Origin of the sequence: Mesorhizobium sp. B1-1-5, from assembly GCF_006443065.1 — a bacterium.
GTDB lineage: Bacteria > Pseudomonadota > Alphaproteobacteria > Rhizobiales > Rhizobiaceae > Mesorhizobium.
The window spans coordinates 25821-43772 of record NZ_VFWS01000037.1 but is presented as its reverse complement, the minus strand read 5'-3'; the positions used below and the strand labels follow the sequence as shown (position 1 = coordinate 43772).

The window sequence follows — 17952 nt, the reverse complement described above, 5'->3', positions numbered from 1 at the left end:
GCGACGGAGCTTCGCTCCTGCTCCGCCCTGGAATGACGATCGCGATGGGCGTTTCGGCCAATCTCCAACGCATGCCACCTGCCAACGCAAACAGAGCCGATCGGTCAAAATCCCTGTGCAGCGCGCCTATGCGCACCCGGCAAAACCGAGCGCGATTACGGGAAGCCACCCCTACCGCGCGAACTTCTTCGCCCCGAACACGCAGGCCACGACACCCAGCGTCACGACCATCATCATCGGGCTGACCTTTTCGTGCAGCAGGCTCGCCGCCAGCGCCAGGCCGAAGAAGGGCTGCAGCAGCTGCAGCTGCCCCACGACGGCGATGCCGCCTTGCGCCAGGCCGCGATACCAGAAGATGAAGCCGATCAGCATGCTGAAAAGCGAGACATAGGCGAGGCCGATCCACGCGCCCGAACCGATGGCGGCGAAGGATGGCGGCAGCGTCGCGAAGCTCAACGCCAGCATAACCGGCAGCGACAGCGCCAAGGCCCAGCAGATCACCTGCCAGCCGCCGAGCTTGCGCGACAGCTTGGCCCCCTCAGCGTAGCCCAGCCCGCAGACGATGATGGCGCCCAGCATCAGGCCGTCGCCGACCGGCGACGCGGTGACGCCTTGCGCCAGGGCAAAGCCTGCGACCAAAGCGCTGCCCAGGCACGAGAACAGCCAGAAGGCCGGGCGCGGACGGTCGCCGCCGCGCAGCACGCCGAAGATAGCAGTCGCCAGCGGCAGCAGGCCGACAAAGATGATGGAATGCGCCGAGGTGACATGTTTCAGCGCCAGCGCCGTCAGCAACGGGAAGCCGACCACGACGCCCAGCGCGACGACGACGAGCGAGATCAGGTCGCTGCGCTCCGGACGCTTCTCGCGAAACAGCAGCAGCATCGCAATCCCGAGCAGACCGGCAATCGCCGCCCGGGCCGCCGTCAGGAAGGTCGGGTCGAAATCCATCACCGCCACCCGCGTCGCCGGCAGCGACCCGCTGAAGATCAGCACACCGATGAAGCCGCTGAGCCAGCCGTCAAAACTCTTTTCCATCATCCGCTCCGTTTGTGCTCCCGTACCGGGACAAGCCATGGCATCACCAGAGACAATGAGGTACAATTCGACAAAACTGTAATGGTCCGCAGGGAAGTACAGATGGACGCGTCCGACCCAAATGCCAGTGGCGCCACCCTCGTCGAAACCGTCATGACGGCAATCCGCCAGCGGATCGCGGCGCGCATGCTGACGCCCGGAGCCCGCCTGCCGTCGATACGGGCCATGGCCAGATCCATGCAGGTTTCGAAATCGACCGTGGTCGAAGCCTATGAGCGCCTCGCGGCGGAAGGCACGATCCGTTCGCGGCCTGGCTCCGGCTTCTACGCCGCCGGCCAGCTCGCGCCATTGTCACTAGGCGAGATCGGCCCTCGGCTTGACCGCGCCGTCGATCCGCTCTGGGTCTCGCGGCAATCGCTGGAGGCGGGCGAGGAGATGCTGAAACCCGGCTGCGGCTGGCTGCCGGCGTCCTGGATGCCGCAGGCCGCCTTGCGCCGGGCGCTGCGCACCGCCGCCCGCGCCGACGACGTAACGCTTGCCGATTACGGCACGCCGCTCGGCCTGCCGCCGCTGCGCCAATTGCTGGCAAGGCGCATGGCCGAGCATGGCGTCGAAGTCTCGCCTGACCAGATCATGCTGACCGACTGCGGCACTCAGGCGATTGACCTTCTGTGCCGCTTCCTGATCGAGCCGGGCGACGCGGTCCTGGTCGACGATCCCTGCTATTTCAACTTCCACGCCCTGCTGCGCGCCCATCAAGCCAAGGTTGTTGGCGTGCCCTATACGCCGTCGGGACCGGACATCGAGCTATTCGCCGCGGCGCTCGCCGAGCACCGGCCGCGCCTCTACATCACCAATTCCGGCATCCACAACCCGACCGGCGCGATCCTGTCGCCGGTCACCGCGCATCGGCTCCTGAAGCTCGCCGACCAGGCGGACCTCACCATTGTCGAGGACGATATCTTCGCCGACTTCGAACACAGCCGCGCCCCAAGGCTCGCGGCCTTCGACGGGCTGCAGCGCGTCGTCCAGATCGGTTCATTCTCCAAGACGCTGTCGGCCTCGGTGCGCTGCGGTTTCATCGCGGCACCTGCCGACTGGATGGAGGGGCTCACCGATCTCAAGATCGCCACGACTTTCGGCAGTGCGCGGCTGTCCGCCGAGCTGGTGCTGACCCTGCTGAAGGACGGCAGCTACCGCAAACATGTCGAGCAATTGCGCACGCGCCTGTCGCGCGCCATGGCCGAGACCGCCGGCAGGCTGAAGGCGATGGGCATCGTGCCCTGGATCGACCAGCCGGCCGGCATGTTCCTCTGGTGCCGCCTGCCCGACGGCATCGACGCCGCCGACGTTGCCCGTCATGCGCTTTCGGACAATGTCGTGCTGGCGCCGGGCAACGCCTTCAGCCTGTCGCACACCGCCGGCCGCTTCATGCGCTTCAACGTCGCCCAGTGCGCCGACGAGCGTATCTTCAGGGTGCTCGAAAAGACGATAGCCGCGTCTCGTCACACGGCCGCATAGTCTACGCTGGGTCTCAGCAGGCCCTAGGCCCCTGCCCGCTTGCGGCGCTCATACATCATCACCAGCGTCTCGGCGGTCAGCGCCGGCTTCTGCTCGCCTTCGATCTCGACGGTGTTGGCCGCCTTCATCAGATACTGGCCGGGACCGCGGTCCTCCATCGAAAGCAGCGTGGTGCGCAGCCTGATGCGCGCGCCGGCCTTGACCGGCGCCAGGAAGCGCACCTTGTCGAAGCCGTAGTTGAAGGCGGCCTGGGTGTTTTCCGGCACGATGCCCATCTCCAGCGCCAGCGCGCCGATGATCGACAAGGTCAGATAGCCATGCGCGATAGTGGTGCGGAACGGGCTCTGCCGTTTCGCCCTTTCCGGATCGACATGGATCCACTGGTGGTCGCCCGTGCATTCGGCGAACTGGTCGATGCGCTGCTGGTCGACCGTCGTCCAGTCCGACACGCCGAGCTCCTGCCCGGACATCGTGCGCAACTGTTCGAAGGTCGGCGGCGTTCTCGGCCGTGTTTCCGTCATTCCGGCTTTCCCATCACTCTTGCCTGTCTCCCGACCATGAAGCGGCGGCCTCTGTCAATTCGCCGCCCCGCGATTTTCGCCGGTAGAGTTGATGCTTTGGGCAGGCCGAGAACGCTCGGACGCCTGCGCCGGTTGCATCGAGTATCGTCGGTGATGGGTCCGAAATCGCCAGGTAGCCTATTTCTTTTCGTAACCGGCGCGGATTTCCGCCATCGCATCCCGGATCCGGTCGCGCAGGATCTCGACCGATTCGGTGCTGGATTTGCGCACAAGGTCGGCCAATTCGCTGGCATTCTTCAGCGTCGTCTCGAATGACCTGCGGGCAAACTCCGCCTGCTTGCTCATCAGGTCCTGCGGGTTGCCGGGCGTCTGATAGTTCTGCGCCATCCGCGTGATCTCATGCATGGCATTCTGGACCATCTCATGCTGCCTCGCCAGCACCGAGGATGCGCCGGCCGCGCTTGCCCTCGCCGATTTTTCCAGGGCTTCGAGGTTCTTGCGGTGATGGTCGAGGATCGCCTGGACGTCGACATTCGGCAGCTTGAGGTCGCGGCCGAACCTGCTGAACATGTCGAGGAACGAGTCCGATTCCGGTTGTCTTGCCATGCCCTGCCTCCCTGCCGGCCGCGATGCGGCGCCCTTGAAGGAGAATAGTGCTCCTTGGGCCGGCGTCAATTGACGAGGAACAGCTGCTCCGCCGTATGGAGCGCCAGCCCGGCAAGCCCGCCGACGATCATGCCGTTGAAGCGGATATATTGCAGGTCCCTGCCGATGTTCAGCTCGATCAGCCGCGTCAGTTGCGCCAGGTCCCAGCGCTTGACCTGATCGGCGATGAATGTCGACACCCCGCTCTTCTGGCTCTCGACGAACGAAGCCAGCGCCACGACAAAACCCTGGTTCATATCGGCCCTGATCTGGGCGTCGTCGGCCAGATGCCTGCCGACCTCGACGAACATGTTGGCGAGGTGCTCGCGGATCGTCGAATTCGGCGCATTGACGTCCTGCTCGATGAACAGGCGCAGGCTTGTCCATGCATCGCCGGCCAGCGCCCGCACCTCCGGACGTCCGAGGAAATCGCGCTTCAGCTTCTCGGCGCGCCTTGCATATTGCTTCGAGGTCCTGAGCCGCTCGATGAAGGCGAGCGCAAAGCGGTCGAATTCGGCGCGCATGGGATGATCTGGATCGGCCCGCACCTCATCGAGCAGCGAACCCGCCGACGCGACGATCTTCTTCAAGAGATAGGCATCGGCGCGAAACAGGTTGAACAGCGACGGCAGTTCCTCGCGGATCTTTTCGCGCATCGTCGCCAGCGCCTGCTCGTCGTTGAGGAAACGCCCGACGACCCGGATGAATTCGTCGAACAGCTTTTGGTGGCGGCGATCGTCGGTCAGCGCTGACAAAAGATCGGCCGCGAGCGGCGCCAGCGGCACCTTCTCGATCTGCTCCAGCATGCGGCTGGTGACGAAGTCACGGAGGCCTGATTGTTCCACCGCCGTCAATGTCTGCGGCACCAGCCGTACGACGAATCGCGACAGATCGGAGGCGCGTTCGGCGTCGGCCAGCCAGTCGGCGACCAAAGCGGCGAAATCGACTTCGGCGAGCTTCTCGCGCACCGGCTCCGGCGCCAGGAAATTGGCCTCGATGAAGCGGCCGAGATTGTCGGCGATCCGGTGCTGGTTCTCCGGAATGATGGCCGTGTGCGGGATCGGCAGCCCGAGCGGCCGCCGGAACAGCGCCACCACGGCATACCAGTCGGCGAGGCCGCCAATGGTCGCCGCCTCGGCGAAAGCCGCGACGAAGCCGAGCCAGGGATGGCCGCCCTCGAAGGACTTGGCGAGCGCAAAGACGAGGATGCACAGCGCGAGCGCCGCGGCGGCGACGAACTTGGTCCGCCGCAACGCCGAGAGCTTCGCCTTGGCATCGGCGTCGAATCGAACCGGCGCGAGGGCCGAAGCTGTCCGTGACATGGAAAGGCGTTTCCTGTTTGCACCCGCTTCTATCTAGTGGCTGCGCCGGCAAAACGCTCGTTCGAAGCGCGGGAGCACCATATGCGCCGGCATGCACAAAAAGTTGACACGATTATTCAGCTATGTACCGGTCCAGTCTGGAATTGTTCCAAACTATGGGCCATATTCGGCTTTAAGCTAATGTTTCGCGAGGATACCATGCGGCTCACGCGCCAGACCAATTATGCGATGCGCATTCTGATGTACTGCGCCGCTAACACTGAAAGGCTGAGCCGCATCCCCGAGATCGCCGCCGCCTATTCGGTGTCCGAGCTGTTCCTGTTCAAGATCCTGCAGCCGCTGGTCGAGGCCGGCCTGGTCGAGACCGTGCGCGGCCGCAACGGCGGGGTGCGGCTCGGCCGAGCGGCGGAACAGATCAACCTGTTCGATGTCGTGCGCGTCACCGAAGAGAGTTTCGCCATGGCCGAATGCTTCGAGAACGACGCAGCCGAATGCCCGCTGGTCGACAGCTGCGCCCTGAATTCGGCGCTGCGCGAGGCGCTCAACGCCTTCTTCGCCGTGCTTTCACGCTACACGATCGCCGACCTCGTCGCCGCGCGCCCGAATGTGCGCAGCCTGCTCGGCATCGACCTCCTGGAGCAACGCGCCCCGGCAGCGTGATTGAGCCCTTGCGGCTTGGTTCTCGAGGGGAGCCACCTCACACCTTTCCGGGTGCAACGCCATCCGTGACTCTCCGGATGGGCGCCACCCATGGCCTCGCGGGTGGGGCGCGCCACCCATGGCTTCGTCATTCTAGGGCGGAGCAAGGAGCGCAGCGACGCAGCGCAGACCCTAGAATCCGTGACGTTTCAGCCCTACAGCGATGCAGAACTGGCGTTGGCGCCAGCGCTCCTTTCTGGATCGCTGCATTCTTCGGTTGATGTAACGGAATGGATCCTCGGGTCTGCGCGTCCGCTTCGCTCCCGCTCCGCCCGTGGATGACGAAGGCGGAAAACCGTCCTCGCAGCCAAGTCTACGCCGCCGATTGCGGCAACACGAACGGCATGTTCGCGGCAGGCAGAGCACCGACCTTCAGCCGGCAGTCGAACACCCTCTCTATCAGCTCGTCATTGAGCACGTCCGTTGGCGACCCCGCGGCCGCCAGTTGGCCGCCATGCAGCACGAAAATCCGGTCGGCATACATGGCCGTCAAATTGAGGTCGTGCAGGATCGCCAGCACGCCGCCGCCGCGCCGGGCGAAATCGCGCGCGATGTTCATGATGATGAGCTGGTGCTTGATGTCGAGGCTGGAGACCGGCTCGTCGAGGAAGAGATAGCGCGGCCGCCCTTCGAGCACCGGCGTCCAGACCTGGCACAGCACGCGGGCAAGCTGCACGCGCTGCTGCTCGCCGCCGGAAAGCTCCTGGTAGAAGCGGCCGGCAAAACCGCCGAGGTCGACACGCGCCAGCGCCCGCTCGGGCAAACGCGCATTCTCGCCGGGCAGCACGCCGGAGCGCCCGCCGATCAGGCCGAGGCGAACGATCTCGCGCACGGTGAACGGGAAGGACAGCGCCGTCGATTGCGGCAGCACCGCGCGCAGCGTGGCCGCCTCGACCGGCTTCATCACGGACAGGTCGCGGCCGTTGAGGGTGACGGTGCCGGTATAGGCGAGCTCGCCGGTCAGCGCCTTGAGCAAAGTCGTCTTGCCGGATCCGTTCGGTCCGACGATGGCCGTCACCTCGCCGGGCCGCGCCGCGAAGTGGACATGGGACACGATGCGCTTGCCGCCGATCGCCACCGAAATATCGCGCGCTTCGATCATGGCGAACTCACAGATCAACGACGCCGCGCTTGCGCAGCAGGATCCACAGGAAGAACGGCGCGCCGGCGACCGCGGTGACGATGCCGATCGGCAGTTCGGCCGGCGCGACGATGGTGCGGGCGACCGCGTCGGCGATGAGAAGCAGCGATGCGCCGAGCAGGGCCGAGGCCGGCAGCAAATAGCGGTTGTCCGGACCGATCGCCAGCCGCAGGACATGCGGCACGACAATGCCGATGAAACCGATGCCGCCGCTGACCGCGACCGAAGCGCCGACCGCCGCCGACACCGCGACGACAGCCGTGTATTTCAGCCGCTGCACCGCAATGCCGAGATGGCCCGCGGTCGCTTCGCCCAGCGCCAGCGTGTTGAGGCCGCGCGACAGGAACGGCATCGCCGACAGCGCCAGCACGATCACCGGCCCCACGGTGCCGATCTTCGGCCATGTCGCGCCAGCCAGCGAGCCGAGCTGCCAGAACGTCAGGTCGCGCAGCTGCCGGTCGTCGGCCATGAAGATGAGGACACCCGTGAGCGCCATGGCAAGAGCGCTGATGGCGATTCCGGCAAGCAGCATGGTGGCGACCGACGTCCGCCCCTGGCGCGTAGCGATCGCGTAAAGCAGCAATGTCACCGCGAGCCCGCCGAAGAATGCCGCGAGCGGCAAAGCGAGCGTGCCCAGCGCAAGCGTGACGGGCGCAAGCCAGGTCGTGCCGACCACGATGATCGCCACCGCACCGAGACTGGAGCCGGCGGAGACGCCGATCAGCCCGGGATCGGCAAGCGGATTGCGGAACAGGCCCTGCATCACTGCGCCGCAAACGGCGAGCGCCGCGCCGATCAGCACGCCGAACAGCACGCGCGGCATACGGATGTCATAGACGATCAACTGGTCGCGCGCCGCAAGCGCCGCGTCGGCAGGCACGGTGCTCGTAAACCAATCGCGGATGACGCGGACTGCGGAGGCGTCGGAGGCGCCCGATGTCAGCGACAGGAATACGGAAAGGGCCAGCGCCAGGCACAAAAGCGCGATGACGAACCTTGCCCGGGCCGAGCGGTCGCCATCGGCTGCCATCGCCCAGTCCGCGCCGGCAATGGATTGTTCGGCCATCGCCGCTCAGTCCTGGACCTGGTTGCCGTAGAGCGAAACGGCAAGATCGCGGATGGCATCCGCCGTGCGCGGCCCGAAGCCGAGCAGGTAGCCGCCCGACATGCTGATCATCTTGCGGTCGACGCCCGCCGGCGTCGAAGCGACGGCAGGGTTGGCGAACAACTCCGCTTCCGAGATCGTCGGTCCGCCGCCCGTCATCGTCAGGATCACATCCGGCCTGGCGCTGACGATCGCCTCGTCCGTCATCGACTTGTAGCCGGAAAAGCCCTGGACCGCATTGACTGCGCCGGCCAGCCTGATGATGCCGTCGGCCGCCGTGTCGCTGCCCGCGGCAAGGATCTTGCCGCCCTGCGTCGACAGCACGAACAGCACGCGCTTGCGATCCTTGATCGCAGCCGTCTGCTTTTCGGCCGACGCCAGCTTCGCGTCCGTTTCGGCAACGAGCTTCTCCGCCTTGGCCTCGACGCCCAGCGCCTTGCCGACGACGCGGATCTTTTCGAGGGTGCCCTCATGATCGTAGCGGTCCGGCACCTCGATGAAAGCCACGCTCGACTTCTTCAGCACGTCGACCGCTTCTTTCGGGCCGCTGCCCTGCAGCGCCAGGATCCCGGTCGGATTGACCGACAGGACACCCTCGGGCGACAGCGCGCGCATATAGCCGACATCCGGCAGCTTCGCCGCCGCCTCGGGATAGTTGCTGGTCGAATCGCGGGCGACGAGGCGGCCTTCCTCGCCGAGCACATAGACGATCTCGGTGATCGAGCCGCCTATGGAAGCGATCCGCGAGTTGTCCGCAAAGACAGTCGTGCCTTCATCCGCCGTGGCCGGCTGCATGGCGACGGCAAGCAGGACGCCGAGCATCGGCGCAAGCGCCGCGCGGAAACTGAGAGCAAAGCGCATTGGGTGCTACCTCATGCAGCGGTCGGATTGGGAATGCGGGGCAGGTTCTCGGCCAGAAAACGCCAGTCTTCCCGCTCGCCTTCGCCTTCATGGCGCTTGCCGAAGAACTGGATGATCATGCCGCCATCGGCGTCATAGGCCTCCAGCGAGGTTACATGGCCGTCCTTGGTCGGCTTGCGCACCGCCCAGACCTCGTGGATGTGGTCGGTCCTCAGATGCAGATGGAAAGTCTCGTCGAGCACGTTGAGCCACGGACCCATCGGCTTGACCGACTTGATCGGGCCGGAATGGATCTGGATGCAGCCGCGATTGCCGACGAAGCACATGATCGGCATCTCGCCTGCCGCAGCGTGGTGGAACATGGCGCTGACCGCGTCATTATCGAGCAGCCAGGCATAGTCCTGGCCCACCATGCGCACGGCCTCGCGGCGGCTGAGCTTCAGCGTCTTCAGCATGCCGAAGAACTGATGCACGTCGGTAAGCCGGCTCCAGCGGTCGCGCAGATCGCCGATCGAGGCAGCCGAGCCCTGCCCTTCATCTTCTCCTTCCGCGGCGCTTGGGAGGATCGCGACGGTCGGTTCCTGGTTCGACGATTCGAGGCTCGCCACCAATTTCTGGTAGGCATAGAGATTGGATGCGGGCTTTAGATGCACCTTGTGCACCGCCTCGCCCGCCGCGTCGAAGAACTGCAGGCTGCGGCGGATCTCGCCGCCGTCGCGCTTTTCGACGGCAAAGCCATGCATCCAGGCCTTCGGGAAGATGCGCAGGTCGATGTTCTCGCCAAGCACCATGGCGTTATGGTTGCCGGTGACGACCTTGTCGTAGACGCCGATCTTCTCGTGCACGGCGCTTTCGTTGCGCGTCAGCGCCATCACCTCGCCGACCGCCTCGAGCCCGGTCAGCAGATCGTTGACACGCGGCTCGACGCGGACAGTGCCGAAGCCGCAGTGCGCCGCGACCAGTTCCGCTTCCGAAATGCCCAGTTGCGCCGAGAGATCGCGCTCCCGCATTTTCGAATTTTCTTCTCGCGCCCGCCGGATTTCCTCCGGCAACGGTTTAACGCGCTGGTCCATTTCGTCCACCTGCAATGTCTTCCACCCGTGCTGACTGATATGGGCTGGCCTAACCCCGCCGGTTCCGATCACTTGTTGAGGATCAGCTTGCCCTGGCGGGTGATCTTCAGGCGGTAAAGCGCGCCGTGATGCTCGATGCCGATCTCGTGCTCGCCCTGGAACAGCGTGTTGCTGGAGAGCGTCCTCACCGCCAGCGGCAGCCTTTCGTAATGCATCTGCGTGTCTTCCGGGCGGCGGACGCGATAGCGGAAATCGTTGGGATTGTGCGTGTTCATCGGGTCGGTCCTTTCCTCTGACGGCCACCTTGGCCGCAGCCTCTCAAAATGCCGATTCAATTCTTGACTCGAATAATCATGTTTACTAGTCAGTGCATTACCGGAGTAAATTAGTCAACATTTAAGACGCCGGATGTGATCAAAAATGCGAGCGAGCCACCGGCCAGCCAGCTACGAGCCTGAAAATCTGGAGTTGGGGCATGGAGTTGGTGACTTGGGGACGGACGGGCCTGGCTGGCGATAGCGTGGGGCCGGGCTTCCGATCGATTGCAAAGACAATCGCCGCATTGATGGCCGGAGCGGCGGCGATTGCGCTCAGTGCGCCCGCCGCGCAGGCCCAGCAGGCCGCGCAGACGGCGGTCAACCAGCAGCAGTCCGATCAGAAAAGGCAGGCTGACGAGAAGGCCGCGGCCGAAGGGACCCTGCTCGACAAGATCCTCGTCATCAGCCGCACGGGCGAAACCGCGATCCAGTCGCTGGCTTCCGCCAGCCATGTCGACCAGGAGCAGCTCGACCGCCGCATGGCGACGACCCCGAACGAGATGCTGCTCGGCGTGCCGGGTGTCACCGTGCAGGCCGACGCGCGGCGTGTCTCTTCGAGCATCAACATCCGCGGCCTGCAGGATTTCGGCCGCGTCGCGGTCATCGTCGACGGCGCAAGGCAGGACTTCCAGCGTTCGGACCACGGCACGCAATCGACCTTCTATGTCGATCCCGAGCTGATCAAATCCGTCGACGTCATCCGCGGCCCGACCGCCAACACCTATGGCTCCGGCGCCATCGGCGGCGTCGTCTTCTTCGACACCAAGGACGCGGCGGATTTCCTCAAGCCGGAGGAGACTTGGGCCGGCTCGCTGACCGGGCGCTATGAAAGCAACGGCAAGGGCTGGACCACCAGCGCGACCGGCGCTTACCGGATCAACGACAACTGGGATGTTCTCGGCAACATCGTCTACCGCGACTACGGCGACTACAAGAACGGCGGCGGCGACACCGTTGCCGGCACCGGTTTCGATGTGCTGAGCGGCCTGCTCAAGACCACCATACGCCCGAGCGAAAACAGCGAATTGAAGCTCGGCTGGGTCGGCTCGAAGGACGGCTGGACCGAGACCAGCGGCGGCGTGCCGGCGAACGACGTCGACCTCAAGTCGAACACTTTCACGGCTCGCTACAACATCACCGATGACGCCAGGAGCTGGCTCGACCTCCACATCAACGCCTCCTACAACAAGACCCTTCTCGACCTGACCACGCTCACCGCGCAGAACCGCTTCGATCCGGTCACCGGCCTGCCCGTGGTGCTGCCGATCGGCTCGCTGTCGACCTTCGATGTCGGCACGACCGGCATCGACATTTGGAACACGTCCCGCTTCGAGACGGCGAGCGTCGCCCACGAACTGACCTATGGCGGTGACTGGGTCGGCGACGATGTCGATACCGGCGGCACGGCCGGCGGCGACTCCTTCTACACGCCATCGGGCAAGCGCAACGTCTCCGGCGCCTACATCCAGGACAAGCTGACCTGGGAATGGCTCGAGGTCATTGGCGGCCTGCGCTACGACCATTACAGCCTGGAGGACGACACGAACGAGGCGTCCGGCGACAGGGTTTCGCCGCGCATCACGATCGGCGTCTCGCCCTTCGAAAGCGCAGGTCTCGCCGGCCTGCAGTTCTACGGCACCTATGCCGAGGGTTATCGCTCGCCCTCGCTGACCGAGACGCTGATCAGCGGCAACCATCCGGCCGGCGTCAGCTTTCCGTTCCTGCCCAATCCGAACCTCAAGCCCGAGACCGGCAAGACCGTCGAGTTCGGCGTCAACTACAAGCAGAACGACATCATCGAGGGCGGCGACGCGCTGCGGCTCAAGGCAGCCTACTTCCACAACAATGTCGACGATTACATCGACGGCGTGACGCTCTCGCCCTTCGATCCGACCAGCGGTTGCCCGTTTGGCCCGGGCATTCCGATCTGCTTCCAGTATCAGAACTTCGCCAAGGCCAAGATCGACGGCTTCGAGCTGGAAAGCCTCTACGACGCCGGCTGGGGCTATGCCGGCCTGTCGGCTTCCATCATCAACGGCCACACCATCTCCTATGAAGGCGAGCGTGCCGACCCGGCCACCATCCCCTCCTCGCAGGTGACGGCTCAGCTGGGCCTGCGCTTCCTCGAGGACAAGCTGACCGTCGGCGGCGAGGTGCAGTATAACGGCAAGCCGAAGGGCAATCCGGCGGCCAAGGATTATACGCTGGTCAACGCCTTCGCCAGCTACCAGGCGACGGACAATCTCAAGCTCGACTTCCGCGCCGACAATCTGTTCGACGTCAAATACACCAACCCGCTCAACGGAGGCACGACCGCCGTCCTCTACGAACCCGGCGTCACCCTGAAGCTGGCGGCAACCATGCGCTTTGGGGGCTGAGGAATAAAAGCTTGATGGCATCGCCTCGCCTGCTGACCTCGGGCGCTGGCGATGTCGCTCGGCCTGACACCGGCGTGGGCCCAGTCCGCGCCGGCCCCTGCCTCAGGTCCGGCCCGCCTCCGGTCCGCCATGGGCGGCAACCGATCTTGATTTGACAATTCCTCGTCACGTGCGGCAGGTCTCGACGCGAGCCATGCAGGACATCAATCACCCTTCGGATGCAAGCAGTGAACCGGCGATCAAGCCGCACGCGCCGCTCATGCAGACGCGGCAATCCGCGGGAGACCGCGGATGGGCAGTGGCAATCGTCGCCTCCGGCCTGCTCCATGGCGCCGCCGCGGCGGCGTTTCTGATCGCACCCGCGGGAACATTCGATCCTGCGGACGCGATCAGGGCCGAGGGCGCCGACCAGTCTGGCGCCAACGTCATCGGCAGCGCCTTGGATGACCAGGCGTCCGGCGCGGTGGATGTTACCCTGGTGCCGGATCCGCAGCCGGTGAAACGCCAGGCCGCAAAACCCGCTCCGCCGGCCGAGGCGCCGCAGCCGGCAAGTGAGCAAGTGGTGCGCCAGCCTCCGCCGGAAGCCGTCAAGGAGCAGGCCCCGAATATCCTGGCAGCCGCCACACCGCGCCAGGATAATCAGAGCGTCCCTACGGACAGCAAGCCGACGCCCGCGATCGAGCCGCAAAGCACACAAGCGCCCCCTGCCGAGCCCGAGCAATCGCCGGTCCCGAGCGCGGCATCGAGCGCACCAGCCGCATCGGCGGGGCCAGGCGAAACCGTTGAACCGCGAGGCACGGCGGATGGCGATACGCGCGACGCGCCTGTCGTCGCCAGCAAGGGCAAGAAACAGGCCGCCGGCAATGCGCTGGAATCCCGCTACAGCGGTGAAATCCAGAAGAAGCTTGCCCGCGCCAACCGTCGCGTTTCGAAATCGATCCAGGCCAAGGCTCGCAACAATGCCAGGGTGGTTTTCGTCGTCGCGGCCGACGGCAGCGTCAGCGACCTGCAGCTCGCCGAAAGTTCAGGGTCCGCCGAGCTCGATCAGTTCGCGTTGACGCTGGTGCGCAAGCAGGCACCGTTCCCTCCCATTCCACCCGAGACCGGAAAATTGAGTTGGGTGTTCAAGGCGCGGATCGGCCCTTTTTAGAACCCTCGCCATCCCAATAATTCGTCCCTTTCGAAAGGAAGCCAATGTACATCGCCATGAACCGCTTCAAGGTCCAGAACGGCTCGGAAGAAGCCGGCGCAGCGGAGCAGAACTCTGCACCGTTGCGACGCTCGCATGTCACGGAATGGATCCTCGGGTCTGCGCGCGTCGCTTCGCTCCTTGCTCCGCCATAGAATGACGAGGTTGGGGCGGCTTCAACCAATCCCCGGCGTTTGCGCTGATTTCACGGAAATGAACGGAAAATCTTGCACCAAGACAAACGGCAACCTTTCAAAATCCCCGTGCAGCGCCAGCTAGTTCCTCGACACAGGGATCCTCAAACTTGCCGGCGGGTCAGTGAAATCAGCGCAAACGCTGGGGATTGGCTGAAGCCTTCTCAACCTCGTCATCCACGGGCGAAGCAGCCGCGAAGCGGCGTCGCGGAGACCCGTGGATGACGATCGCGATGAGCGTTCCGGTCAATCGCCAAGGCATGTAACTGCCTACGCAGACATAGCCGACTGGCCAAAATCGCCGTGCTGGGGAACTATGCTGCCGCCAGCAGGCTGGCGTTGCCACCCGCCGCCGTGGTGTCGACGCAGACCGCGCGCTCATGCGCGTAGGCCGCCGGGTTCAGCACCTCGCTGACCAGCGGCACGATCGGCCCGGCGCGCTCGGCAATCACCTTGCGCACGATGCGCGCCGCTTCCGGCGTGCCGGAGAAGGCGACGACATCGACCCGCAGCGAGCGCGCCTCGACCGGATCGGGCCGGCCGTCGATCGCCGCCAGCGGCAGACCCTTGCCGGTCAGCGCCGATAGCGCCGCCGGAGCGCCCGGCGCCACCGCAAGCACCGCATTGCCGGCCGCGAGCGCCTGGATCGTCTGGGAAAGTAGCGTCTCTGCATCCGGGCCTAGGCACAGCACCCGGCCGCGCGGCGCCAGCGACAGCGTGTTTGCCTCGCCGGTCGGTCCCGGCAGGTCGACCTGGCCGAAATCGAGGCTGGCAGCGGCAGCGATCGCCGCCGCGCCCTTGCCGCGCAGATGCTTCCTCAGGATCGCCACGCGGTCCGGCCGCGTCGACCAGCCGCCCAGCGCCGGATCCGGCAGATTGTCGGCAAGCTCGGTCGCGGTCACCTTGTGGCCTTCGGCCACCTCGGTGCCGGCCTCAGGCCCCTTGCGGAAGCGGCGCAGGTAATGCGGTCCGCCGGCCTTGGGGCCGGTGCCCGAAAGCCCCTCGCCGCCGAAGGGCTGCGAGCCGACGACGGCGCCGATCTGGTTGCGGTTCACATAGATGTTGCCGGCATGGATGCCGTCGACGAAATGCTGAACGCGGCCCTCGATGCGCGTGTGCAGGCCGAAGGTCAGCCCATAGCCCTTGCGGTTGATGGCGGCGATCACCGCGTCGATCTCGTCGGCGTCGAAGGTCGCGACATGCAGCACCGGGCCGAACACCTCGCGCTCCATGTCCTCGATACCTTTGACGCGGAAGACATGCGGCGCGACGAAACGGCCGGTTGCCGGCGCTTCCAACTTCGCGATCAGCCTGCCTTCCAGCCCCTTCTTCTTGCAATAGTCGCTGATCGACGCTTGCGCCTCGTCGTCGATGACAGGACCGACATCAGTCGAAATCGCCCAAGGGTTGCCGACAGTAAGCGCTTCCATCGCGCCCTTCAGCATTTCCAGCATCTTCTTCTCGACGTCCTTCTGCACATAGAGAACGCGCAATGCCGAGCAGCGCTGGCCGGCACTCTGGAAGGCGGAGGCGAGGATGTCGCGCACCGCCTGTTCCGGCAGCGCGGTGGAATCGACGATCATCGCATTCAGGCCGCCGGTCTCGGCGATCAGCATCGCATCGGGCGCCGCGGTCTCGGCCAATTGCTTCTCGATCAGCTTGGCGACCTCGGTCGAGCCGGTGAAGCAGACGCCGGCAATGCGCGGGTCGGCCGTCAGCGGCGCACCGACCGAGGCGCCATCGCCCGGCAAAAGCTGAATGACATCCTCAGGCACGCCGGCCTCGCGCAGCATTTCCACGGCGCGGAAGGCGATCAGCGGCGTCTGCTCCGCCGGTTTCGCGATCACCGAATTGCCGGTGACCAAAGCCGCCGCGATCTGGCCCGTGAAGATCGCCAGCGGAAAATTCCACGGCGAGATGCAGGCGATCGCGCCGCGCGCTTGCGTGCCGGCTTCGGCATTGGCCGCCTCGGCGGCGTAGTAGCGCAGGAAGTCGACCGCCTCGCGCACTTCGGCGACGCCGTCGGCCAGCGATTTGCCGGCCTCGCGGGTGGCGAGAGCGAAGAACTCGACCGCATTGGCCTCGTAGAGGTCGGCGGCGCGGTTGAGGATCGCGGCGCGCTCGGCAACCGGACGCTTCGCCCAAGCGGGTTGCGCGTCGACGGCGATGCGCACGGCGGTCGCCACCTGCTTGGCCGCCGCCTCATGCACCGTGCCGACGATCTCGTCGGGCTTGGCCGGATTGACGATCTGGCGCGGCTGGCCGTAGCCGGCGGCGCGCGTGACCGGCTTGGCGTGCCAGCGATCTGCGCCGGCGAACGCCGCCCTCGCCTTGTCGACGGCCGCGAGCGTCACCGGATCGGTGATGTCGAAGCCCTTGGAATTGCGGCGTCCGGCGCCGAAGATCGCGGCGGGACGAGCGATCGCCGGATTGGCGGCCGGCCCCTGCGTCTCGATAACCGCAAGTGGATCGCGCGCGATCTCCTCGGGCTCGACCTCCTCGTCGGTCAACTGGTGCACGAAGGAGGAGTTGGCGCCGTTCTCCAGCAGGCGCCGCACCAGATAGGCAAGCAGGTCCGAATGCGCGCCGACCGGCGCATAGATGCGACAGCGCGTGCCCTCGGCCTGCCGCACCGTCTCATGCAGCGCCTCGCCCATGCCGTGCAGGCGCTGGAACTCGAAGCTGTCGCGGTTCGTCGACATCGACAGGATGGCGGCAACCGTGTGCGCGTTATGCGTGGCGAATTGCGGATAGACGCGGTCGGTCATCGACAGCAGCTTTTTCGCGCAGGCCAGATACGAAACGTCGGTGTTGGCCTTGCGGGTGAACACGGGATAGCCGGACAGGCCGAGCGTCTGCGCCCGCTTGATCTCGGTGTCCCAATAGGCGCCCTTCACCAGCCGCACCATGATTTTGCGATCGTATCTCCTAGCGAGCGCATAGAGCCAATCGATGGCGAATGCCGCGCGCGGGCCATAGGCCTGGATGACGACGCCGAAACCGTCCCAGCCGGCAAGTTCCGGGTCGGCCAGCACGCGTTCGATGACGTCGAGCGACAGGTCGAGCCGGTCGGCCTCCTCGGCATCGATGTTGAGGCCCATGCGCGAATGCCGGGCGGCAAGCGCCAAGGACAGCAGCCGCTCGGCCATCACCGGCAGCATCGTCTCGCGCTGCGCCACCTCATAGCGCGGATGCAGCGCCGAGAGCTTGACCGAAATGCCGTGATTGTAACGGATGTCGGGACCGTTCGACCCGGCATCGAGGGAGGAGATCGCATCCGCATAGGCGCGGTGGTAGCGCAGCGCGTCGGCTTCGGTGCGGGCCGCTTCGCCCAGCATGTCGAAGGAATAGAGATAACCCTTCTGCGTCATCGGCCGGCCGCGCTTGACGGCCTCGGCGATGGTGCGGCCAAGCACGAACTGCTCGCCCATCTCGCGCATCGCCGCGGCGACCGCCTTGCGGATCACGGGCTCCCCCAGCCTGCGCACCATGGCGCGCAGCGTGCCCTCGATGCCGCCCTCGCCCTCGTCCAGCACGCGCCCCGTCAGCATCAGCGCCCAGGTCGATGCGTTGACGAAGATCGAGCTCGAGCCGCCCGAATGCGCCGACCAGTCATGCGGCGCGATCTTGTCGGCGATGAGGTCGTCCATCGTCTCGGCATCGGGCACGCGCAGCAGCGCTTCGGCCAGACACATCAGCGCCACGCCTTCCTTGGTCGACAGGCCGTAGGCCGAGAGGAAGACCTCCATCAGCCTGGGATCGGTCGAGCCGCGCACCGCGCGCACCAGATCGGCCGCGCGCGCCGAGATCGCCTTGCGCTCCTGCGCCGAAAGCCCGGCCGCCGCCGACAGGCGCTTCACCGCCTCGTCTTCGTCGGGCAAATAATTGGCGCGGATCTGCTGGCGGATGGCGTCGAGCGGCATGGCGGGTCCATGAAAGCGAGCGTGAGCG

The 17952-nt window shown here is 65.6% G+C and carries 14 protein-coding genes; 4 read left to right on the top strand and 10 right to left on the bottom strand.

The annotated features are described in order from the left end of the window. Nucleotides 1-171 precede the first annotated feature (171 nt). On the bottom strand, nucleotides 172-1035 hold the full coding sequence (locus FJ980_RS14360) for a DMT family transporter (protein WP_140543689.1): 864 nt from the start codon (nucleotides 1033-1035) through the stop codon (nucleotides 172-174). A 102-nt stretch (nucleotides 1036-1137) separates the two neighbouring features. Here FJ980_RS14360 and FJ980_RS14355 point away from each other — a divergent pair, with 102 nt between their 5' ends. After that, on the top strand, nucleotides 1138-2556 hold the full coding sequence (locus tag FJ980_RS14355; protein WP_140543685.1) for a PLP-dependent aminotransferase family protein: 1419 nt from the start codon (nucleotides 1138-1140) through the stop codon (nucleotides 2554-2556). 23 nt (nucleotides 2557-2579) lie between these two features. On the opposite strand, the gene FJ980_RS14350 is transcribed toward FJ980_RS14355, so the two are convergent. The 3 genes from FJ980_RS14350 to FJ980_RS14340 form a co-directional block, all read right to left on the bottom strand. After that, nucleotides 2580-3077: a MaoC family dehydratase gene (locus tag FJ980_RS14350; RefSeq protein ID WP_095764985.1), complete on the bottom strand. Its 498-nt coding sequence runs from the start codon at nucleotides 3075-3077 to the stop codon at nucleotides 2580-2582. 177 nt (nucleotides 3078-3254) lie between these two features. After that, a complete protein-coding gene (phaP, locus tag FJ980_RS14345; protein ID WP_140543683.1) occupies nucleotides 3255-3683 on the bottom strand; it encodes a TIGR01841 family phasin in 429 nt (142 codons plus the stop codon). A gap of 65 nt (nucleotides 3684-3748) precedes the next feature. Beyond that, a complete protein-coding gene (locus FJ980_RS14340; RefSeq protein WP_140543681.1) occupies nucleotides 3749-5044 on the bottom strand; it encodes a DUF445 domain-containing protein in 1296 nt (431 codons plus the stop codon). 198 nt (nucleotides 5045-5242) lie between these two features. On the opposite strand from FJ980_RS14340, the gene rirA reads away from it, so the two are divergent. Beyond that, a complete protein-coding gene (rirA, locus tag FJ980_RS14335) occupies nucleotides 5243-5704 on the top strand; it encodes an iron-responsive transcriptional regulator RirA (RefSeq protein WP_140543679.1) in 462 nt (153 codons plus the stop codon). Between the two features lie 352 nt (nucleotides 5705-6056). Here rirA and FJ980_RS14325 read toward each other — a convergent pair whose 3' ends face one another. The 5 genes from FJ980_RS14325 to hemP all read right to left on the bottom strand — a co-directional run bounded on the left by FJ980_RS14325 (nucleotide 6057) and on the right by hemP (nucleotide 10198). After that, nucleotides 6057-6845 (bottom strand): heme ABC transporter ATP-binding protein, encoded by a 789-nt coding sequence (locus FJ980_RS14325; protein WP_140543675.1) that lies wholly within the window; start codon nucleotides 6843-6845, stop codon nucleotides 6057-6059. A 7-nt stretch (nucleotides 6846-6852) separates the two neighbouring features. Next, entirely contained in the window at nucleotides 6853-7950 is a 1098-nt protein-coding gene (locus FJ980_RS14320; RefSeq protein WP_140543674.1) for an iron ABC transporter permease, read from the bottom strand. A 6-nt stretch (nucleotides 7951-7956) separates the two neighbouring features. After that, nucleotides 7957-8850 (bottom strand): hemin ABC transporter substrate-binding protein, encoded by an 894-nt coding sequence (locus FJ980_RS14315; RefSeq protein WP_140543672.1) that lies wholly within the window; start codon nucleotides 8848-8850, stop codon nucleotides 7957-7959. 11 nt (nucleotides 8851-8861) lie between these two features. Continuing rightward, on the bottom strand, nucleotides 8862-9923 hold the full coding sequence (locus tag FJ980_RS14310; RefSeq protein WP_140543670.1) for a hemin-degrading factor: 1062 nt from the start codon (nucleotides 9921-9923) through the stop codon (nucleotides 8862-8864). Between the two features lie 68 nt (nucleotides 9924-9991). Next, on the bottom strand, nucleotides 9992-10198 hold the full coding sequence (gene hemP / locus FJ980_RS14305; protein ID WP_140543668.1) for a hemin uptake protein HemP: 207 nt from the start codon (nucleotides 10196-10198) through the stop codon (nucleotides 9992-9994). Nucleotides 10199-10398: 200 nt separating this feature from the next. Between hemP and FJ980_RS14300 the strand changes: the two genes are divergently transcribed. After that, complete coding sequence (locus FJ980_RS14300) at nucleotides 10399-12618, top strand: TonB-dependent hemoglobin/transferrin/lactoferrin family receptor (RefSeq protein WP_181181200.1); 2220 nt, start codon at nucleotides 10399-10401, stop codon at nucleotides 12616-12618. Nucleotides 12619-12811: 193 nt separating this feature from the next. Further along, nucleotides 12812-13768: a TonB family protein gene (locus tag FJ980_RS14295; protein WP_140543666.1), complete on the top strand. Its 957-nt coding sequence runs from the start codon at nucleotides 12812-12814 to the stop codon at nucleotides 13766-13768. Nucleotides 13769-14315: 547 nt separating this feature from the next. Here the strand turns inward: FJ980_RS14295 and putA are convergent. Beyond that, the gene (gene putA / locus FJ980_RS14290; protein WP_140543664.1) at nucleotides 14316-17924 is read right to left on the bottom strand and encodes a bifunctional proline dehydrogenase/L-glutamate gamma-semialdehyde dehydrogenase PutA; all 3609 of its coding nucleotides are present in this window, start codon (nucleotides 17922-17924) and stop codon (nucleotides 14316-14318) included. Nucleotides 17925-17952 lie beyond the last annotated feature (28 nt).